The following is a 20,199-nucleotide window of genomic DNA, read 5'->3' on the forward strand; positions in this document are numbered from 1 at the left end:
TCAGCCTGTGTTCTGCAGGCCGGCAGCAACACCTGAAACGGTGCAGAGGATCAGATAGATGAATCCTGCCTGCTGGCTTTGCGAGAGCTCTTCCTTGTCCACCTTCTTGCGTAGCGACTTGAGCGCCAGCACCTGAGTGACGGACAGCGCGTCCACGTACGGGGAGCGGATGCGGATGGCCTGGCCGAGCACGTGGCGGTGCTGCAGCGGCCACTTGTCGCCCACGATGGCCAGAACCCACTTGCGGGTGAGCTCCATCTCGTTGAGCACCTTCTCATTGAGGTCCTCGCGGTCGCCGAGGGCAAGGTACATCCTGGCGATGCGCTCATCCGTCTTGGCGATGGACATCTCGATGTTGTCGATGAACGTGGAGAACAGCGGCCATTCCTCGTAAGCCTGACGCATGGTCTCCAGATCGCCGAACTTCTCGCATGCAGTGCCGAGACCGTACCAAGCGGCCAGGTTGATGCGTGCCTGAGCCCAGGAGAAGATCCACGGAATCGTACGCAAATCGTCTAGGGACTTGGCGCCAAGGCCGCGCTTGGCCGGGCGGGAGCCAATCGGCAGCAGACCGATTTCGGTCAGCGGCGTGACGATCGAGAACCACGGGGCGAAGCCATCGGTGTTCAGCAGGTCGAGGAAGCGGTTGTGCGCGGCCTCGTCGAGCTGAGCAGCCATGTCGGCGTACTTCTTGGTCATGTCGGTGTTGCGCTTCTCCACGCTCGGCGCGGACTGCAGCAGGGTCGCCGCAGCCACGGACTCGACGTGGCGGATGGCCAGCACCGGGTTGCCGTAACGGGCGAAGATGACCTCGCCCTGCTCGGTGAGCTTGAAGCGGCACTTGACGGAACCGACCGGCTGGGCAAGCACCGCACGGTTGGCAGGGCCGCCACCACGACCGACGGCACCACCGCGGCCGTGGAACAGGGTCAGATCGATGTCGTGCGATTCGGCCCACTTGGCGATGCGCTCCTGAGCGGAGTGCAGGGCCAGCGTGGCGGAAGTCGGGCCGGCGTCCTTCGAGGAATCGGAGTAGCCAAGCATGACCTCGAGCTTGTTGCCGGTGGCCTTCAGGCGAGCCTGAACCTCGGGGATCTTAATCATTTCTTCGAGCACATCCACCGAGTTCTGCAAATCCTCAAGCTGCTCGAACAGCGGGATCACGTCGATGGTGGGCACATCCTCCGGGTGGGAGAATGCCAAGCGGTTGAGCTCGTAGACATCCTTGATGTTCTGGGCGCTCTTGGTGAAGGAGATGATGTAGCGGCGGGCGGCCTTGAGGCCGTTGCGCTTCTGGATGGCACCGAGAGCACGGAAGGTGTCGAGCACCTCGTGCGTCATCGGCTGCAGTTCGCCGCGCTCGCCGTGCAGACCGTGCTCGCGGATATCCGCAAGGGCGCGGGCATGCACCACAGAGTGCTGACGGAACTCCATCTCCACCATGTGGAAGCCGAAGGTCTCGGTCTGCCAAATCAGATCCTGCAGCGGGCCGTAAGCGGAGCGCTTGGCGCCGGCGTCAGCCAGCGACTGCTGCACGGTCTTCAGGTCGGTAATGTAATCCTCGCAGGTGTGATACATCAGGTCAGCATCACGCTCGATGGTGTAGTGCAAACGATCAGCAATCACCAGCATGACTGCACGATGCAGTTCCTTGGTGGAAATCAGGGCGGCCTTATCAGTCAGACGCTCGCTCATTTCCTTCTGGTGATTCCACAGAATACGCAAATCAGCGCTTGGCGGAGTGGTCTCAGCTTCCATCGTGAGGTTCTTGCCCACAGTGCGGGTAGCTTCCTCGAGAGCGGCAAGCACGTGGTCAGAGAACTTGCGTGCCACCTGACGGCTGACCTTAGCGGTGACGTTCGGGTTACCGTCTCGATCGGAGCCAATCCAGCTGCCGGGGTGGAAGAACGCCGGGCAAACCGGCGGCACGAGACCAGCCTTATCGCCCAGGACCCAGTCGTCGAAGCGACGGTACACCTGAGGGATGGTGTGGAACAGCGTGTTGTCGAAGATGTCGAGAATCGTGTCCGCTTCCTCAACCGGAGTCGGCTTCTTCAGTGCGATCGGAGAGGTACGGAACAGGGCGTCAATCTCGTTGTAGAGACGACGGCAGTTCTCCTTCTTGTCCGATCCACCGAGAATCTTGTGCTCTTCGAGCAGCTCGGAGATGCGGCGAATCTTGCCTTCCACGGCCTTACGGCGAGCCTCGGTGGGGTGGGCGGTGAAGACCGGGTGGAACTCGAGCCTGTCGAGCAGCTCCTTAGCCTTGGCCGGGCCCATCTCATTGATGAGCTGGTGGTAGGCGGAAGTCATTTCGTTAACCGGGTCAAAGGCCTGATTGTCGGTGACTTCGTTTTCACGCTGACGCAGCACGGAGACGCGGTAGTTCTCCTCGGAAAGGTTGGCCAGATGGAAGTAAGTGGCGAACGCGCGGGCCAGCAGTTGGGCGTCGTGCAGGTTCATCTTATCGATGACCTCAACGGCGGCCTTCAATCCGTCATGACCAGGGTTCGGATCCTCAACGCCACCGAAGTGCTCAGCGCTAGCCTCAACCGCGTAATTGCGCACGGTATCGAACGTGGAAAGCAGTTCGGGGTTGTATTCGCCCAGTACGTCGCGCAGGATTCGCAAGCACAAATCCATGTCGTACTTGAGGTTTTGGGGAAGATCATGCTCCTCCGGGCCCTTTCGACCGGTCCCGGTGGTGACGATGGCAGCGTCAGCCGGAGTGATCTGTTCTTCGGATGTTGCCATATAACCTCCTTTGCCGAATATTAGGTTGCTCGGTCTACTGGTCGTCCGCGGCTCCTCCGCGGTTGTTGAGGCCAATCGTTGCGAGCCCACAGCCCATATTCAACGTGGTTGTTGTGTGGGCAATAGTGTATCGCCGGGTATTCGCCATTTACGTTACGAAGTCCATTTTCAGCCGACAGATTGCTCGAATATCGACTGACTTATGTCCGAAAAATGGACATGAAAGTGTGTGCTGGGGTGTGCGGGGAAGGCGGCGCGCTACCTTGAATCCTCGGGAAATCTCGTCAATCAACACGATCTGCGGCAGATGCCGTACAAACCGGATTGGGAATCACATGGAACAGCAGACGAACCATACTGAACCACATCAGGAGCACCATAAGCCCAATGAACATGGTGCTATTGCCGTTCAGCATTTCCATACCCACTCCATTCCTCTGGATATGGAAGATATCGAGCGCGATTGGGATAAGCCCATCGCAGAAGCCGGTATCGCAGCCAAAGCCAGCGTGATTGTGCGCGTTGGTCTGCTTGACTTAAGCGCCGGTACCGGTTCCTTCCGCGTACGCGAAATGATGCATCGCATCGCCTATCCGTTGGGCGTGCACGTGCGCGCCGATGTGAATCTGACGGACATCGAAGCCGCCTGCACGGACGGCAAGGACCGCATCACCGAAGTCATCGATCTGCCGACCACTGGCGTGAACACCGAGCGCATCTGGCTGCTCGAGCACTACGCCGACTGGTTCAGCGTGAACCTCGGCGAGGAGTCGATGTACCACGTGCAGCCTGAGGTATCGCAAGGCCTGATGCAGCATCTCGACACCAAGGATGCTTCCCAGGTTTCTGCGAACCTCTCCAAGAAGTTGCGTGAAGAGGAAAAGGAAAAAGAAACGCAGCAGGCCGGGCAAGACGCGGTACTTGACGCGCTTGAAGTAGCCAGCGAGCATAGCGATCCCGGCGATCCTCGCGCTCATCAACTGCACGTGCACGAGACGGATTGGTCGCAGTCGGCAATGACGCAATCATTGGCGGTGCGTGCCGCCGACGAACAGAAGCGCGAGGCTGAGCAAGCGGCTGAGCGGGCCGCGCAATCAGCAGCAGAAGCAGGCGCGCAAGCGCATCCGGATGCCATGGAAAGCGATTTTCCGGACGCTGAGCCGCATCAGTCGAATCAATCACATTCAAATCAAACAGATACCGCGCCACGCAAACGCAAACTTGCCGACCGCAAGCCGCCCAAGGAATATGCCGAGCATTTCGACTACATTGACGCAGAATCGCAGTCAAAGAACCCCTCGGGCATTACTGTGCGCCAGGCTCACGAGCGACTCGACATGATCGAACATCGCAAGCCTCTGTACTCGCCGGCCTTCGCGGGCCTGGCCTCTGCCATTGCCTGCGCATCCTTCGTGTTCCTGCTCGGCGGCGGCCCGTACGACATGATCGGCGCATTTGTGGGCGCCGGCTTGGGCCATTGGCTGCGGCGCAAGCTGTTCGCGCATCATTTGAACCAGTTCTTCGTCACCTTTGTGTGCGTGGCGTTGGCGGCTCTGGCATGTACCGGAACCTTGCGTCTGATCGGTCTGTTCGATCCGGTGGCGCTGCAGCATGATACGGCGTACATTGGCGCCATGCTGTTCGTCATCCCTGGATTCCCGCTGATTACCAGCGGTTTGGATATGGCGAAAATCGACTTCCCCTCCGGCATTCAGCGCCTCGCGTACTTCCTGTGCATCGTGCTGATGGCCACGCTTGCAGGCTGGATGGTTGCGGTTATTGTGCACTTGAACCCAGAAGGATTCGAGCCGCTCGGCCTGAACGTGTGGGTGAACGGCGGTCTGCGATTCGTCTTTGCGTTCCTTGGTGTGTGGGGCTTCTCCGTGATGTTCAACTCTCCGCAGCGCATGTGCCTGGTGGCGGCTGTGATTGGCGCTATCACTGATACGCTGCGTTTGGAAATTGTGGATCAGGGCGTGCCGCCGGAAGCAGGTGCGTTTATCGGCGCTCTACTGGCCGGCCTGTTGGCTACGGCTTGGCGCTCCTCCGTGCGCAAGGGGTGGCTTGCCCCGCATTTGGGTTACCCGCGTATCTGCTTGACCGTGCCGTCGATTGTGATCATGGTGCCGGGCATGTATATGTATCAGGCCATGTTCCACTTGGGTTCGTTCGATACGCAGTCCGCGCTCGACTGGGCATTCCGCGCGTTCATGGTGATTATCTGCCTGCCTATTGGTTTGGCGATGGCGCGCGTGATTACCGATAAGTCCTGGCGGTACGACATTTAGCGGCTTGCAGGCCGACTTGGGCCGACTTGGTTGCAGGCGGTTGTCAGTGATTCTTCGGTGATTCGACAATAAGCGCCACACTATGAGACATAACCGTCTCATTTGTGGCGCTTTGTCCGTGCGTTCCGCGAAGGTCGGCCAAAGAGAAAGTTTTTCAAGGCTCTTTGTGCATGGCGTATCTTCCCATGACTGCCCTTATAGAACGGCATATTGCCGTAAGTTCCCTGTTCCAAGGGAATCACGATAGGGGAGGGCCATCAATTACGGCTTAAGGCGGTTAGCGTGGCGAACGATTTCTGGATTCTCTTGGCCATGGTCCTCTATTTTGCGGCCATGCTGTCCATCGGATTCGTGTACTCCAAGCGTTCCAACTCCTCGTCCAAGGAGTATTTCGCGGGCGGTCGTGGCGTCGGTCCGTGGCTGACTGCGCTTTCCGCTGAGGCGTCGGACATGTCCGGTTGGCTGCTCATGGGCTTGCCGGGCCTCGCTTACTTCACTGGTGCTGCTGACCCGATGTGGACCGCGCTGGGCCTTGCCATCGGTACCTATATGAACTGGAAAATCGTGGCCCGCCGCCTTCGTCGCTACTCAGTCGTGGCCGGCGACGCCATCACCATTCCAGACTTTTTCGCCAAGCGATTCCATGACACCAAAGGCGTGATCTCCACTATCGCCGCCATCATCATCCTCGTGTTCTTCAGCGTGTACGTGGGCAGCTGCTTCGTGACTGTGGGCAAACTATTCGCCACACTCTTCGGCTTTGACTATCACCTGATGATGATTCTGGGCGCGCTGGTGGTGTTCGTCTACACCGTTGTGGGTGGCTACCTGTCCGTGGTTATGACCGACTTTATTCAGGGCTTGCTGATGTTCTTCGCACTCGCTGTGGTATTCATCGGCACGGTTGCCAATGCAGGTGGCGTCGATAATACAGTGGCCTTCCTGCAGTCTATTCCCGGCTACCTTTCCGGCGTGCAGGTGGCAGCTCCCAAGCTCGACCCATCAACCGGTCAGCAGCTCGTAGAGGCTGGCCGCGCGGTATTCGGCGCCCCGAGCGATTACGGCATTATCACCATCGTGTCCATGCTGGCATGGGGTTTGGGATACTTTGGTATGCCGCAGGTGCTGGTGCGATTCCTCTCCATTCGTAGCGTTGAGGAAGTGCGCAAGTCTCGTATTATCGCCACGCTGTGGTGCGTGCTGTCGCTGGCCAGCGCTGTGTGCATCGGTTTGGTAGGCCGCGCGATGATGCCGACTGAACTGTTGACCTCCACAGACGCGGAAACGATTTTCATTGTGCTGGCGCAGACTCTGCTGCCAAGCTTCATGTGCGGTGTGGTGGTGTCTGGTATTTTCGCCGCCTCGATGAGCTCCAGCTCCTCCTACATGATCATTGGCGCTTCCGCCATGGGCGAGAACATCTTCCGCGGCCTGTTCCACAAGAAGGCCACGGACCGTCAGGTGATGATTGTGGCCCGTGCCACGCTGGTGGTGATGTTCCTATTCGGCATCCTTGTGGCATACGACCAGAACTCTTCGATCTTCCAAGTGGTGTCATACGCGTGGGCCGGCTTGGGCGCGTCCTTCGGCCCGTTGATGCTGTGCTCGCTGTATTGGCGCCGTGCCAATAAGGCTGGCGCTGTGGCGGGCATGCTTTCCGGCACCGCAACGGTGCTGATTTGGCATAATCTCATGAAGCCTTTGGGCGGTGTTTTCGCCATTTACGAGCTGTTGCCGGCATTCTTGATTTCACTGCTGTTCATTGTGGTGGTGTCGCTGCTCACCGAGAAGCCCAACGAGCAGATGCTCTACGAATTCGATCACTACATGGACGATCCGCTGCCCGGCACCCTGCCCTCCGGCTCAGTGCTGGTGGATGAGCCGATGGAAGCCATGGAGGCCGAAGTTCGAGGCGAGAAATAATGCGAGGTAGCGTGCTTTGATGCGCTCTGGGCGCAGAAAGCTGCGTTCGCCGGTTTCTTGGCACGCTTTCTGCGTTACGAGGGGCTGATTTGAACTGCACCCCGATCATCGAACCTGAATTACTCCAGTCCAACAATCGGGGTGCAGCTCACTTCGTGATGCAGCATGCATATCGGGAGTCTACGGTGCTAAACCACAGACTGTCTACAGTCCCCATTTTTCAGTGGATAAATGTGGATAACTCGGTGGATAAGTGCCAAGAGGACCATTAAAAAGCGTTAGTATGCGAGGCTGAATTTCGCCGATCTGAGCCATTTACTTTCCATGTGGAAACTGTTATACTTTCCATACGGAAAGTTTGTTTGTTCCGGCCCTTACTGCATTTCTTATATCTTCTTCGTACTTCATCGGCCATGGTTTACGCAACGCAGCGATAAGCCAAGAAAGGAACAATCATGAAGCAGTCACATGTATCGCCATCCTCAATTCCGTCAACCGCCGACGCCGCAGCCGCACTGCACCAGTTGCGTGCAGACCGAACTCAATTGAGCACAAGGGTCACGCTGCCGCTATGGGGCCAAATCACTTATTCAATCGGCTGGGGGCTTGCCGTCAATCTATTTGGCGAGGAAATCAATGCTCTGACATTGGTATTGCTGGCATTGTTTGCCGCATGCATGATTGCCGCCTATATTGCATCGCGCAAACAGCGGGGCAGTCACATAGATTCAATACCGCGCAATCGTGAAATGCAGGCATTGCTAGGCGTACAAACTGTGATCATCGTGCTGGGAGCTGCCCTGAATTATGCATTTTCTTACCTGCCAACAGAGTCTGTGCTGATTGATATCGCGCGGCATGCATTGCTATCGATTGCTGTGGGCATTGGCATGTTCCTCGCTGGCTGGCTATATCAACGCGCATTGGGTCGCATGGTGAGGGCTATGCATGATACTGCACTGTCTGCAGCGGCAGCACGAAACGCGGCATTGTGGTCCACTGTGGTTCCTCAGGCAACTTCATCGCGAATCAGCGGCGGCGTGGACAGCGCAGAACGCGATGCAAAGGCGCCACAGCCATGACTGAAGCATATTTCGACGAATTCATTCACTCCTCGATCCGATTGCGCATATGTGGATTGCTGATGACGACGACCTGCATGCAGTTTGCTGTTATCCGAGACACATTGGGCATCAGCGACGCAGCCTGCTCCAAACAGCTCAGAGCATTGCAGGAGCATGGATATGTGGCGTTGCGCAAGGTCGATAGCGCGCTCAATAAACACAAGGTGATTGCAGTGATGCTGCTGCCGGCCGGACGGCACGCATTTGAGGGGCATATGGCTGCATTGGAGCAGATTGCGCGCGGTGCCATTCACACAACAGTGGCATGATGGCGGTATGAGTAGCTTGGTACGTATTGACAATGCAGGCATTCCTGGGTCTGAAGACCGTGTTGATATCGTTGTGCGAGATGGCGTTATTGCTTCCGTAACCCCCGCGGGTACTGACGCCGCCGTTGATGCAACGCGTGTCTTGCCGGAAGATGTGGATACGACAGATACAACTGTCATCGATGCCGATGGGTTATGGGTTATCCCTGGTTTGTGGGATTGTCATACGCATTTCACGCAATGGGCTAAAACGCTGGGCCGACTGGATTTGATTAACGCTCGTTCGGCCAGCGAGGCGATGGCCATGTTGCGCGCCCATTTGGAGGAACGCCGCGCGGCCGGGACACTCGACCCGAACACGTTCGTAGTGGGTATGCGCTTCCGGCATTCGCTGTGGACTGACGACGAGCAGCCCACGCTTGCTGCCATCGATGCGGTAACCGGCGAGCAGCCGGTGGCGCTCTCCAGCGCGGATATGCACTGCGGTTGGGTGAATTCTGCTGCCGCCCGCCGCCTTGGCGTGCATGTGGATGAGCGCACTGGGCTTGTAGGAGAGCTGGAATGGTTCAACGCTTATACCCAGTTCGATAAGGCTCCTGGCGCAGCCGAAGAAACCGACCGGTTGCTGCGTGAGGCCGAGCGAGATGCTGCGTCCAAGGGCATTGCGGGCATTCACGACTATGAGATGGCCGAAAATATCAACACGTGGATCAGTCGCTTTGCCGCTGGCATCAATGGACTGCGTGTGGAGGCCGGCGTATATCCCGAGCGTCTGCATGACGCCATCGATGCAGGCTGGCACACCGGCAAGCCTCTGCCCGGGAGTAACGGGCTTGGTCATGTCGGGGCTATGAAGCTTATTTCGGACGGTTCGCTGAACACGCGCTCCGCCTATTGCTCCACCCCCTATTCCGGTATCGAGCCGCCGACCTACGGCACGTTGAGCTATACGCCGCAGCAAATCGAGGATTATATGCGGTTGGCCACTGAACATGGCTTTGATATTGCTTGCCATGCCATCGGCGATGAGGCGAACACCATTGTGCTGAACGCCGCTGCCGCCACGCATGCCCATGGTTCTATTGAGCATGCGCAAATGCTTAAACCCGTGGATATCCCACGATTTGCCGAGTTGGGGCTTACCGCAAGCATTCAGCCGCAGCATGCCATGGATGACCGCGACGTTATTACCCGCTTCTGGGCTAATCCTGCTGGCATTCCCTATCCGTTCCGCTCGCTGCATGACGCGGGCGCCAAGCTGCGCATGGGCTCGGACGCCCCTGTTGCCCCGCTTGACCCATGGTTGGCCATCTCCGCCGCCGTGTTTGGCACAGAGAGCTCCGCGCGCGAACCATTCCAGCCCGAACAGTGCCTGGACGTGCGAACGGCGTTGGCTGCTTCTACTGCAGTGGGAAGAGACCGCGTCGAAACTGGCGACCCGGCAGATTTGGTGCTTATCGATGCCGATCCCTATGCCGCTGCCACACCCGAAGTCATGCGTGCCATGCCGAAGCACATCAAGATGACGTTCTTGGCCGGCAAGCGCACATACTGAATGCAAAAGGCCTGGGATTGTGTGTTCACAATCCCAGGCCTTGGCGCTCAGTGCGTTGATGCGTTGAGTGTTTCAGTACTTCATGCCCATGGCTTCGCGCACCTGGTCGAGGGTTTCCTCGGCGATGGCGTTGGCGCGCTTGTTGCCGTCATGCAGAATGTCGCGAATGGAATCCATGTCCTTGGCCAGCTCGGCGCGGCGCTCGCGGTGCGGAGCGAGGAACGAGTTCACGGACTCGATCACGTAAGCCTTCAGTGCGCCTGCACCGGCATCGCCGATTTCCTCGGCGATATCCTTCGGGTCGCGGCCGGTCACGAGGCCTGCGGTGGTCAGCAGTGCGGAGACCTGCGGGCGTGCGATCGGATCGAAGGTGATGCGACGCTCGGAATCGGTGGGGCTCTTCTTAATGAGCTTGGCGGTTTCCTCAGCGGTGGCGCCCAGCATGATGGAGTTGCCGTAGGACTTGCTCATCTTGCGGCCGTCGAGACCCGGAATCTCAGGAGCGTCAGACAGAATGGCGGCCGGCTCCGGGAACACCGGGTTCTTCTTGGCGTAACGCTCGTTGAAACGACGGGCAATCGTGCGGGTAATCTCCACGTGCGGCAGGTTGTCCTTGCCGATCGGCACCACATTGGCCTTGCAGAAGAGAATGTCGCACGCCTGATGCACTGGGTAGGTGAGCAGCAGGCCAGTCAGCGCGTGGCCGGAAGCCTCCATTTCGGACTTCACGGTCGGGTTGCGGTGCAGCTCAGCCTCGGTGACCAGGGAGAGGAACGGCAGCAGCAGCTGGTTCTCGGCCGGCACTGCAGAGTGGGTGAACATCATGGTCTTGTTCGGGTCGATGCCCGCGGCCATGTAGTCGAGCACCAAGTTCAGCACGTTGTCTTGAATATGCTCGGTGGTGTCGCGGTCGGTGATGACCTGGTAATCCGCGATGATGATGTTCGTGTTCACGCCACGCTCCTGCATGGCGACGCGCTCGCGAATGGAACCGAAGTAGTGACCCAAGTGCAGGCGGCCGGTCGGGCGATCGCCGGTCAGCATGGTGAAGGACGAGGGATTGGACTCAAGCTTGGCGAGCGTCTCGTCGGAACGCTTCTTCGCTGCGAGGAAGCTTGCGCTCATCTCGTTGCCTGCCGCTGTCAGTTTCTGCTCGTCGGTCATGCCGGATTCCTTTGAAATAGCCTTAAAATAAACGCTTTTATGGTAAAAGTGTGAGCCGACAACGAACATGCACATATTAGGTGGTACTCTCTTAAGTTGATGATTCGAACAGCACAGTAATTTCAGGGGGTCAGATGGGCCGCGGACGTCAGAAAGCAAAACAGCAGAAAATTGCCCGTAAGCTGAAGTATCTGACCACCGACACTGATTACGATGAGCTGGCCAAGGAACTCAGCGAGCAAGAGCCGGGAACGGGGTCTGTTGACCCGTTTGCCGACGTCGAAGACCAGTATGTGGACACTGAGGTGAAATCTTCTGATTCCGCCGACAGTGCCGAAGATGATCTTGACGAGTACGCCAAGTGGGCTGCCGAGGCTGCGGCCAAGGCAACCAGTGGTGAATTCCCGAAGACTGCGGCCAAGCCGGCAGTTCCGCATAAGCCAATTCCGATGCCGAAGCCTCGCCCGATTCCGAGCGCGCTCAAGCCCAAGCAGTGATTGGTGGCAAATACCATACTTCAAGGCACCTGCGTCATAGCAGGTGCCTTTTTCGTTATTCGTTGTGGTGGACTGTTGCGGTCGGTTGATGGTTGGGTGGGGAGGTACGCATCTCGACACACTCAAGGCCGTTCGGCCAAGCTTACGGTCGAGATGCGTACCTCCCCACCCAACCATGCTGTGGCGCCGTATAACGGTTAGCGCGTTAGCGGTAGCAAATCGCTTAAATCGTCTCGCTCGCCGACTGCGCTGATGTGGCCGGCATCCTTCTCCTGCGCCCATGTGGTGATGCCGCAGGCAAGACGCAGCCAGACATCCGGATCGAGCTCGATAACGTCCGGTGGCGTCAGGTTGTGCGGGTCTGATTCCGGCCCGTCCAGAATCTTGATTGCGCCCCACGGCGCCACGCGCACTTCCACGCCGGGCCCGGGTGCGCGTCGCTCCAACAGGAACAGCGAATAGCGCACCGCCATAGCCCATGTGCTGCGCGGCAGCGTTGGATTCACGGTGATTGCTTCCGTTGATTGCAATGATGCTTGCGCTGCTGTGCGCCACTGTTCAAAAGCGACGCGGCCTCGTTCCAAATCCTTTTCGAGAATGACTGCCATGCTTTCCATCATGGCACGCTCCAGGCCAGAATTCTCGGCTTTTGGGCGAGTGCGGCGCAATTGCGATGACCATTGCATGACCATTGCATGACCATGCCATGAAAACGATGACATGCTAACTGTTTAGCTTATGAGGCGGCATTGTGGTAGCCTCGTGATGAGAACGTATGCATAACATGATGTCGATGACGTTACGGAGAGTTCATGCTTACGTTTATGCCGCGATACCCAGCGCGCGGCATAATAATCTCGGGCACTTATCCCGGAAGGAAAGTCAGAATGACCGAAATTACCGCACCAAAGTCTCCCGTTACGGCGGACCAGTTCGCCGACGAGATTCGTGAACAACTCAAGTACACTCAGAACGTCACCGCCGAGCAGGCAACCGCTGCCGACGTGTACGTGGCTGCTTCCAAGGCTGTGCGTAACCACCTCGCCGACTCTTGGTTCAAGACTCAGGCTGACACCGTCAACGGCAACACCAAGGCCGTGGGCTACTTCTCCGCCGAGTTCCTGATGGGCAAGCAGCTGGAGAACGCACTGCTGAACGCCGGTCTGACCGAGCAGTTCGACAAGGCTGTTGAAGCCCTGGGCTTCCAGCCGAAGGACATTATCGACGCTGAATACGAGCCGGGCCTCGGCAACGGTGGTCTGGGCCGCCTCGCCGCCTGCTTCATCGACTCCCTTGCTTCTCTGGGCGTGCCGGCCTTCGGCTACGGCATCCAGTACAAGTACGGCATCTTCAAGCAGACCTTCGATGAGAATGGCAAGCAGGTCGAAACCCCTGATTACTGGCTGAACAACGAAGAGCCGTGGGGCCACATCGACTACAACCGCGACCAGAAGGTCTCCTTCGGTGGCGAAGTCGTTGAGGAGAACGGCAAGAAGGTATGGAAGCCGGCTTGGTCCGTGCGCGCCGTCCCGGTGGACTACTTGGTTCCGGGCTACGCTTCCGGCCGCGTGAACACTCTGCGTCTGTGGACCGCCAAGAGCTACGACGAGTTCGATCTGCTCGCCTTCAACCGCTCCGAGTACATGGAAGCCGTCAAGCCGCAGGTCAAGGCTGAGAACATCTCCAAGATCCTCTACCCGGAAGACTCCACCAAGGTCGGCAAGGAGCTGCGCCTCGAGCAGCAGTACTTCTTCGTCTCCGCATCCCTGCACGACGCCATCCGCGTCTTCTACCCGGGCCAGGACAAGCCTGATCTGACCACCTTCCCGGACAAGATCACCTTCCAGCTCAACGACACCCACCCGGTGATCGGCATCCCGGAGCTCATGCGCATCCTCATCGATGAGTACGACTACGACTGGGATACCGCTTGGAACATCACCGTCAAGACCTTCAACTACACCTGCCACACCCTGCTGCCGGAAGCCCTCGAGGTTTGGCCGGCCAGCCTCATCGGCGAACTGCTGCCGCGTCACCTCGAGATCATCGAGAAGATCAACGAGCAGTTTGAAGACGAGCTCAAGGGCAAGGGTGTTGCCGACGAGACCATCGAACGCATGCGCATCTACACTGGCGACTCCGTCCGCATGGCTTACCTCGCCACCTACGGCGGCTCCCACGTCAATGGCGTGGCCGCCCTGCACTCGCAGCTGCTGAAGGACGTCACCCTCAAGGACTTCTCCGACGTCTACCCGACCAAGTTCACCAACGTGACCAACGGCGTGACCCCGCGTCGCTTCGTCAAGCTCGCCAACCCGGCTCTCTCCGACCTCATCACCGAGGGCCTCGGCACTGACAAGTGGATCTCCGACCTCGAAATGCTCGAGGGCCTGGTTCCGCTGGCCAAGGATGACGAGTTCGTCAAGAAGTTCGCTGCCGTCAAGGCCGCCAACAAGCACGCTTTCGTGGGCTTCGCCAAGGATCGCTACGGCCTCGACATCGACGAGAACACCATGTTCAACACGATGGTCAAGCGTCTGCACGAGTACAAGCGCCAGAGCCTGAAGATCCTGGCCGTGATCTCCAAGTACGCTGCCATCAAGAACGGCACCGTTTCCGCTGACGAGATCCTGCCGCGCACCGTGTTCTTCGGCGCTAAGGCTGCTCCGGGTTACTACCTGGCCAAGATGACCATTCAGCTCATCAACAACGTCTCCCGCGTGGTCAACAACGATCCGGACGTCAAGGGCAAGCTGGCCGTCCACATGCTGCCGAACTACAACATCGAGATGGCTCAGAACCTGATTCCGGCCACCGAACTTGACGAGCAGATTTCTCAGGCTGGTAAGGAAGCTTCCGGTACCGGCAACATGAAGTTCGCTCTCAACGGTGCCCTGACCGTTGGTACCCTTGACGGCGCCAATGTTGAGATTCGTGAGCGCGTTGGTGCTGAGAACTTCTTCCTCTTCGGCATGACTGTGGAAGAGGTCGATAAGCTGTACGCCGACGGTTACGATCCGGCTAAGTACTACGAGGCCGATCCTCGCCTGAAGCAGGCCATCGATCTGGTTGCCAACGGCACCTTCTCCAACGGTGACCGCAACGCTTACGCTCCGCTCGTCGCCGACTGGCTGACCAAGGATTGGTTCATGACCCTGGCTGACTTCTCCGCTTACGCCGATATCCAGGCTGAAATCGAGAAGCTTTACCGCGATCCGCTCGAGTGGAACCGCAAGGCCCTGCTCAACGTGGCCAACTCCGGCTTCTTCAGCTCCGATCGCTCCATGGAGGATTATCTCGAGCGAATCTGGCACACCGGTCCGCTCGCTGACTGACGGGTCCAGAACGCAGCTGGAGGGTGGGGAGTGCGCATCCCGACCGTAAGCTTGGCCGAACGGCCTTGAGTGTGTCGGGATGCGTACCGTACTCCCCACCCTCCAGCGTCAGCAGCTTAATACGCAAAAAGCCTCTGTAACTACTTCGGTTACAGAGACTTTTTACGTATGTCTACCAGTTGGGGGAATCAGGCTTCAGCTGGGGAGGCTTCGGGCTCCTCCTCATCGCCCTTATCCTCGGCCTTGTTCAGACCCAAATCCACCGGCGAAGAGCTGTTCTCCCACGGCTCCTCCCACGGATCATAATCCGGGTTCTGCTGCTTGTAGATGTACAGGCCGATGACTGCAGCCAGCGCCGCGCCAAACAGCAGCGCGAAGAACTTCCAACCGTTAGAAGAGCGATTCTCCATGACGGCTCCTTTCTGTGAGGGATCGTCTGGTCGGCATGCCCATTCACGACCGACCCTGCACCCTATTCTATGCCGATGATTGTGACGATTGGGTGGATTGAATTGCCCGGGCGATTTGCCGGGACGCTCGTATGCCAGAACTTTCGATACAGTGGTCTGCATGCATATGCCGACAAAACGAGAAATCAAATACGAGTGGGAGCGCGGCGGTCCGGTTATCACGTGGGCGCTGATTGCTGTGTGCACGGTGATATGGCTGATTGAAGTGCTGCTGGGCTTCATTTCGCCGCTGTTGCAGTCATTGCTGGTGTATCAGGGCATGCTCTCTCCGATGACGTTAGTGCATCGCCCTTGGACTGCTATTACCTCAATGTTCTTGCATGCGCCGAATACGATCATGCACATTCTGTTCAACATGATTGGTCTGTATTCGGTTGGCGCGGCGCTGGAGCGGATGATGGGCCACTGGCGATTCCTTGGCTTGTATGTGATTTCAGGCCTGGGAGGTGCTCTGGGCCTTATGGTGTGGGCTGTGGCATCGCCGAATAATGGCTGGCAGATGGCTGTGTATGGTGCTTCGGGCGCTATTTTTGGCTTGTTTGCTGCGATTTTGGTGGTGTATCGCCGCATTGGTGCGGATATTCGTTCGATGCTGGTGTGGATGGTGATTAATTTCGCGTTGCCGTTTGTGGTTGGTGGCGTAGCGTGGCAGGCGCATGTCGGCGGATTCGTGGTCGGAGCATTGCTGACATGGTTGTTGACGAGTGGACTGCCGGTTTGGCGGCATAAAAGCCTCGCTTGGCGTATGCAGGTGTATGGCTGGTCCGTCACTGTTCTGGTAGTGGCTGGCATTCTGCTGTGCAATATGGCAAATCCATACGCCATGTAACTGCTTTTTCTTAACCTATTTGTTGAGCCGCTCTGTGTGAGCGGCTTCTTTTTTCGAAATAAACCTTGAGTTCGTGAAAATGCGCCGCTGAGTTATTACCGCCATTAGGGTTGTCCACAGTCCCCTTGCTGCTGTGGACGAGATATGGGAACTGTTGAAGAGCTCGGGCGCTATATATAGGGGTGCCTGCAAGTCTCCCCCAAACGCTCGTGGATAGTTGTGCACAATTGTGGAAAAGACGGTGGATAACTCAACGTCGATGTGGATAACTCACGAACTCATGTCGATAACTGTGCACAAGTCATTGACGGTGCATTGTGGATAACTCGACATTCTATGCGCCGAATTGTGTGCAATCGCCGCTTCGATTGCACTAATTCACGGTTATCCACGACTTATACACCGCTGAATACTCTTTATCCACGGGTTATCCACTACTTATCCACAAGGTTTTCCACATTTTGTGGAAAACTACAGCGATGTAATTCATCCACATTGTGTGGATAAGCGTGTGGATAACTCGTGGATAAGTGGTGGATAGCTGTGGGTAAGTGCGGTGTCCATATCAGCAGCGAATACAAAAAGGCCGGCTCCCGAAGTAGGAAGCCGGCCTTAGACAATCAGCAAAAGCGCGCTAACTCAGCGCCATCCCATAGTCATAAGGAAGCCGATCATAATCAGAGCGAAACCAATCGCCAAGTTCCAGGCGCCAATGTTCGGAATCGGCCAAGCGCCGGACGGGGAGAGGTAGTACACCACGCACCAAATCAGACCAATAATCATGAACGCGCAGAACACCGGCACAAACCAACGCGGGTTGGACTTGGTGCCCTTAATGGTTTCCTCAACGCGCTTCGTATTCTCTGCCTGACGACTCATCATGCGCTGCATCTGCGGGGTCAGCGTGGCCTTGTCGGCAGTGGCGTTCAGCACAGCCTGCACCTGATCCATATCCACACCGTAGGTCTCGTCTTCTTCGGCGGTCTCCTCAGCGGTGGTCTCAGCGTTTTCAGCAGTGTCAGAGGTCTTTGCATCATCGGATGCGACCTCATCCTGCCAGTCCTTCTGGTCCTTCGAGTCGTTTTCGTGCAGCTCTTCGTCAGCCATCAGCGTATTCTCCATTCAATAGGCTAAAAGTCATAATAGTGGCTACACTCGAAACTGGTGAACACACCGTGTAAAAAGACGGGATTTTTATGGCCAAGCACCAAGGAAAACATAGCGCACGTCGCTCTCTGCTCAGCGGAGTCGCCGCGTTTGTGCTTATTGCCTTGACTGGCTTCCTGCTGAGCACCAATGTGCGCGTAAACCGCACCACCACAGTCAACAATGACACTGCTGACCTTGTGGAGCACAGTGTGGCTGAGGTTTCCCAGCTGCAAAGCGACGTCAATGATTTGCAGAAGCAGGTCAATAATCTCACTGATGCGCTCAATTCCAAGGATTCTTCGGATAATTCAACCGATAGCAGTGATGCGGCAGACGGTGGTGATTCCAGTTTGATGCTTCCTGCCGTTTCTGGAGAAGGCATTACCGTCACCTTGGATGATTCGCCGCTTTGGGAAAACGCGGTGAACGATAATGGTACAACCGCCAATATCAATGATTATGTGATTCATCAGCAGGATGTGGAATCTGTGGTGAACGCATTGTGGGCGGGCGGCGCTGAAGCCATGAAAATTATGGATCAGCGTGTGCTGTTCAATTCCGCCGTGATCTGCTCAGGCAATGTGCTGTCCATTCACGGTAAGAAATACGCGCCACCGTTCACTATTTCCGCTATCGGAGATCAATCTTCGATGCGCAAGGCGTTAAACGATTCGAATGCCATCACTATTCTGAAGCAGTACGTCAGTGCATTCGGCATCGGATATAAGGTGGAAAACAAGGATAATCTTCAGTTCGAGGCCACTACGGCTTTGCTGCAGCAGTTCAAATACGCCACAGTCGATACGTCGAAGGCCAAAGACGAGGAGCAGAATCAGCAATGAGACATACTAGCAGCGAGAATGCGAATACTCAGTCTGAGGTCAGCTTAAACGATTTTGCGGTTCCTGAGGAACCCCAGCAGCCGAGCGGCTATGAATCCGGCTATGAGTCCAGTGAGCCGCGTCGGCGTAGGAGCCGCCACGCTCGCTCCTCGTCCGCCGCATATACACGCGGTTCTGGTACGGTTGCCGCTCGCCGTGGCCCAGTGTGGCAAGCACTTGGTATTGTGGCCGAAATCCTGCTCACCGCTGCCGCTATTTGCGCGCTGTACATCGTCTGGCAGATGTGGTGGACCGGCGTGGAAGCGGAACAGACACAGGAAGCAACTACGAAGTCAGTGAACTGGTCCGATCCTGCTGCTGACGGCGGCACGGTGAAAATCGCCAAAGCTCAAGAGGGAGAGCCGCCTGTCCAGCCGGAAAATCCGAAATACGGCGATTTGATCGCTCAGGTATACATTCCACGATTCGGCAGCCAATGGCACCGCAATCTGGTGGAAGGCACTACGCTCGAGCAGATTAACCGCCACGGCCTTGGCCACTATCAGAGCTCGCAAATGCCGGGTCAGGTTGGTAATTTTGCGCTCGCCGGCCACCGTAATGGTTATGGCCAGCCGCTTGGCGATGTGGATAAGCTCCAAGAAGGCGATGCGATTATCGTTCGTACGCAGGATTATTGGTACGTATACCATTACACGCGCTACGAGATCGTGCTGCCCACGGATATTTGGGTGATTGCGCCAAACCCGGAGAATTCCAGCGTGGAACCCACCAAGCGCATGATTACGATGACCACGTGCGAGCCGAAGTACTCCACGCCGACTCATCGTTGGATTAGCTACGGCGAATTCTCATACTGGGCCAAAGTGTCTGATGGCGTACCGAAGGAATTGGCAACCACTGATTCTTCTGGCGCTGTGAAATTCGCCATTTCCGAAACCCCGTCCGTCGCCTCGCGCATTGGTTCTTTGGACAAAGTGGTGTATTTGGCCCTAGTGGCATGGGTGATTCTGTTCATCGCTGCTGCAGTAGCTTGGCGCTGGCCGGTGCTGCGTGCGATTCGCCTCGGCGAACGCCGCCGCCCGGACGCCAGCATCTACGGCACCCTGCTCCGACTGCAGCCGGGCGTTATGCCTATTCGCTGGCTGTTGCTGCTGTTGCTGCTGCTCGCTGCTGCTGCCGCGCTCTTCCAATGGACCTTCCCATGGGCCGCGGCAAATATCCCATTCCTGCAACAGATGTCGAACTTCGTGGCCGTACCGGAGTAAAGCCGGCCAAGCTGAAGTAGTATGGCATGCAAGTCGACTTCAAGGAGAGCAGCATGACCGATTCCGCGCACATTCTGGTGGTGGATAACTACGATTCATTCGTCTACACGATTGTGGGATATTTAAAGACGCTGGGTGCCACGGTAGACGTGGTACGCAACGACGCCATTGATCCTGCCGCGCAGGGAGTGCTTGACGGCTACGACGGCGTGTTGATTTCCCCTGGCCCGGGTGCTCCGGCTGATTCCGGTGCCAGCGAAGATATGATTCGACTGTGCGCGGCCAACGACGTGCCTATGTTTGGCGTTTGCCTTGGTTTGCAGGCGCTCGCTGAAGTGTATGGCTGCACAGTGGATCATGCGCCCACGATTATGCATGGCAAGACCAGTTTGGTTGAGCATATCGATGATGAAATCTTTGAAGGCGTCGCTAATCCGATGACCGCTACCCGCTACCATTCGCTGGCTGTGGAACCTGATTCTGTGCCGGATACTTTGGTGGTGACCGCATGGACTCAGGGTGACCATATTGTGCAGGGTGTGAAGGTGAAGGATAAGCCTATGTACGCGGTGCAGTTCCATCCAGAATCGGTGATGACTCAGGACGGCTACCGTCTGCTCGCTAACTGGCTTAAGGTCTGCGGTCAGGATAATGCCGTGGCCAAGTCTGCTGGATTGCAGCCTAAGGTGACGAAGTAAACGGCACTTGTATTACACTCCTCAGTCAGGAGTAAAA

General features: G+C 57.1%; 16 protein-coding genes. 11 read left to right on the forward strand and 5 right to left on the reverse strand.

Annotated elements, in window-relative coordinates; all coding sequences use genetic code 11:
- A complete protein-coding gene (locus AC1AY0_RS08825) occupies positions 1–2,754 on the reverse strand; it encodes a phosphoenolpyruvate carboxylase (RefSeq protein WP_476526246.1) in 2,754 nt (917 codons plus the stop codon).
- Between the two features lie 335 nt (positions 2,755–3,089).
- On the opposite strand from AC1AY0_RS08825, the gene AC1AY0_RS08830 reads away from it, so the two are divergent.
- The 5 genes from AC1AY0_RS08830 to AC1AY0_RS08850 all read left to right on the forward strand — a co-directional run bounded on the left by AC1AY0_RS08830 (position 3,090) and on the right by AC1AY0_RS08850 (position 9,913).
- Positions 3,090–5,042, forward strand: coding sequence for a threonine/serine exporter family protein (locus AC1AY0_RS08830; RefSeq protein ID WP_476523067.1), 1,953 nt, complete (start codon positions 3,090–3,092; stop codon positions 5,040–5,042).
- A gap of 282 nt (positions 5,043–5,324) precedes the next feature.
- Positions 5,325–6,965, forward strand: coding sequence for a sodium/proline symporter (locus tag AC1AY0_RS08835; RefSeq protein WP_476523066.1), 1,641 nt, complete (start codon positions 5,325–5,327; stop codon positions 6,963–6,965).
- A 455-nt stretch (positions 6,966–7,420) separates the two neighbouring features.
- The gene (locus AC1AY0_RS08840; RefSeq protein WP_476526247.1) at positions 7,421–8,047 is read left to right on the forward strand and encodes a hypothetical protein; all 627 of its coding nucleotides are present in this window, start codon (positions 7,421–7,423) and stop codon (positions 8,045–8,047) included.
- Complete coding sequence (locus AC1AY0_RS08845; protein ID WP_476526248.1) at positions 8,044–8,358, forward strand: transcriptional regulator; 315 nt, start codon at positions 8,044–8,046, stop codon at positions 8,356–8,358. Before AC1AY0_RS08840 ends, AC1AY0_RS08845 begins: the two co-directional genes overlap by 4 nt.
- Before the next feature lie 7 nt (positions 8,359–8,365).
- Positions 8,366–9,913 (forward strand): amidohydrolase, encoded by a 1,548-nt coding sequence (locus tag AC1AY0_RS08850; RefSeq protein WP_033891455.1) that lies wholly within the window; start codon positions 8,366–8,368, stop codon positions 9,911–9,913.
- Positions 9,914–9,985: 72 nt separating this feature from the next.
- Here the strand turns inward: AC1AY0_RS08850 and trpS are convergent, their stop codons facing one another.
- On the reverse strand, positions 9,986–11,077 hold the full coding sequence (gene trpS / locus AC1AY0_RS08855) for a tryptophan--tRNA ligase (RefSeq protein WP_476526250.1): 1,092 nt from the start codon (positions 11,075–11,077) through the stop codon (positions 9,986–9,988).
- A gap of 134 nt (positions 11,078–11,211) precedes the next feature.
- Between trpS and AC1AY0_RS08860 the strand changes: the two genes are divergently transcribed.
- On the forward strand, positions 11,212–11,574 hold the full coding sequence (locus tag AC1AY0_RS08860; RefSeq protein WP_476526251.1) for a DUF3073 domain-containing protein: 363 nt from the start codon (positions 11,212–11,214) through the stop codon (positions 11,572–11,574).
- Positions 11,575–11,771: 197 nt separating this feature from the next.
- On the opposite strand, the gene AC1AY0_RS08865 is transcribed toward AC1AY0_RS08860, so the two are convergent.
- Positions 11,772–12,194: a sterol carrier family protein gene (locus AC1AY0_RS08865; protein WP_476526320.1), complete on the reverse strand. Its 423-nt coding sequence runs from the start codon at positions 12,192–12,194 to the stop codon at positions 11,772–11,774.
- 267 nt (positions 12,195–12,461) lie between these two features.
- On the opposite strand from AC1AY0_RS08865, the gene AC1AY0_RS08870 reads away from it, so the two are divergent.
- Positions 12,462–14,909, forward strand: coding sequence for a glycogen/starch/alpha-glucan phosphorylase (locus AC1AY0_RS08870; RefSeq protein ID WP_476526253.1), 2,448 nt, complete (start codon positions 12,462–12,464; stop codon positions 14,907–14,909).
- Positions 14,910–15,097: 188 nt separating this feature from the next.
- Here the strand turns inward: AC1AY0_RS08870 and AC1AY0_RS08875 are convergent, their stop codons facing one another.
- Entirely contained in the window at positions 15,098–15,319 is a 222-nt protein-coding gene (locus AC1AY0_RS08875) for a hypothetical protein (RefSeq protein WP_033891449.1), read from the reverse strand.
- Between the two features lie 160 nt (positions 15,320–15,479).
- On the opposite strand from AC1AY0_RS08875, the gene AC1AY0_RS08880 reads away from it, so the two are divergent.
- The gene (locus AC1AY0_RS08880; RefSeq protein ID WP_476526255.1) at positions 15,480–16,208 is read left to right on the forward strand and encodes a rhomboid family intramembrane serine protease; all 729 of its coding nucleotides are present in this window, start codon (positions 15,480–15,482) and stop codon (positions 16,206–16,208) included.
- Between the two features lie 639 nt (positions 16,209–16,847).
- On the opposite strand, the gene crgA is transcribed toward AC1AY0_RS08880, so the two are convergent.
- The gene (gene crgA, locus AC1AY0_RS08885; protein WP_033891447.1) at positions 16,848–17,315 is read right to left on the reverse strand and encodes a cell division protein CrgA; all 468 of its coding nucleotides are present in this window, start codon (positions 17,313–17,315) and stop codon (positions 16,848–16,850) included.
- Between the two features lie 89 nt (positions 17,316–17,404).
- Between crgA and AC1AY0_RS08890 the strand changes: the two genes are divergently transcribed.
- From AC1AY0_RS08890 to AC1AY0_RS08900, 3 genes are read left to right on the forward strand one after another with little or no spacing between them, the layout of a single operon-like run.
- Positions 17,405–18,199: a DUF881 domain-containing protein gene (locus AC1AY0_RS08890; protein WP_033891446.1), complete on the forward strand. Its 795-nt coding sequence runs from the start codon at positions 17,405–17,407 to the stop codon at positions 18,197–18,199.
- Positions 18,196–19,464: a class E sortase gene (locus AC1AY0_RS08895; RefSeq protein WP_476526256.1), complete on the forward strand. Its 1,269-nt coding sequence runs from the start codon at positions 18,196–18,198 to the stop codon at positions 19,462–19,464. The genes AC1AY0_RS08890 and AC1AY0_RS08895 overlap by 4 nt, the downstream gene beginning before the upstream one ends.
- Before the next feature lie 53 nt (positions 19,465–19,517).
- Entirely contained in the window at positions 19,518–20,162 is a 645-nt protein-coding gene (locus AC1AY0_RS08900) for an anthranilate synthase component II (protein WP_033891444.1), read from the forward strand.
- The last annotated feature ends 37 nt before the right edge of the window (positions 20,163–20,199 follow it).

It is taken from the genome of Bifidobacterium sp. LH_416 (genome assembly GCF_056357055.1).

Bases quoted from the DNA above. Each gene is read 5' to 3' on its own strand.
- AC1AY0_RS08825 (WP_476526246.1), bottom strand. From the start codon at position 2,754: ATGGCAACATCCGAAGAACAGATCACTCCGGCTGACGCTGCCATCGTC.
- AC1AY0_RS08870 (WP_476526253.1), top strand. From the start codon at position 12,462: ATGACCGAAATTACCGCACCAAAGTCTCCCGTTACGGCGGACCAGTTC.
- AC1AY0_RS08840 (WP_476526247.1), top strand. From the start codon at position 7,421: ATGAAGCAGTCACATGTATCGCCATCCTCAATTCCGTCAACCGCCGAC.
- AC1AY0_RS08845 (WP_476526248.1), top strand. From the start codon at position 8,044: ATGACTGAAGCATATTTCGACGAATTCATTCACTCCTCGATCCGATTG.
- trpS (WP_476526250.1), bottom strand. From the start codon at position 11,077: ATGACCGACGAGCAGAAACTGACAGCGGCAGGCAACGAGATGAGCGCA.
- AC1AY0_RS08850 (WP_033891455.1), top strand. From the start codon at position 8,366: ATGAGTAGCTTGGTACGTATTGACAATGCAGGCATTCCTGGGTCTGAA.
- AC1AY0_RS08875 (WP_033891449.1), bottom strand. From the start codon at position 15,319: ATGGAGAATCGCTCTTCTAACGGTTGGAAGTTCTTCGCGCTGCTGTTT.
- AC1AY0_RS08865 (WP_476526320.1), bottom strand. From the start codon at position 12,194: ATGATGGAAAGCATGGCAGTCATTCTCGAAAAGGATTTGGAACGAGGC.
- AC1AY0_RS08830 (WP_476523067.1), top strand. From the start codon at position 3,090: ATGGAACAGCAGACGAACCATACTGAACCACATCAGGAGCACCATAAG.
- crgA (WP_033891447.1), bottom strand. From the start codon at position 17,315: ATGGCTGACGAAGAGCTGCACGAAAACGACTCGAAGGACCAGAAGGAC.
- AC1AY0_RS08860 (WP_476526251.1), top strand. From the start codon at position 11,212: ATGGGCCGCGGACGTCAGAAAGCAAAACAGCAGAAAATTGCCCGTAAG.
- AC1AY0_RS08880 (WP_476526255.1), top strand. From the start codon at position 15,480: ATGCATATGCCGACAAAACGAGAAATCAAATACGAGTGGGAGCGCGGC.
- AC1AY0_RS08890 (WP_033891446.1), top strand. From the start codon at position 17,405: ATGGCCAAGCACCAAGGAAAACATAGCGCACGTCGCTCTCTGCTCAGC.
- AC1AY0_RS08895 (WP_476526256.1), top strand. From the start codon at position 18,196: ATGAGACATACTAGCAGCGAGAATGCGAATACTCAGTCTGAGGTCAGC.
- AC1AY0_RS08900 (WP_033891444.1), top strand. From the start codon at position 19,518: ATGACCGATTCCGCGCACATTCTGGTGGTGGATAACTACGATTCATTC.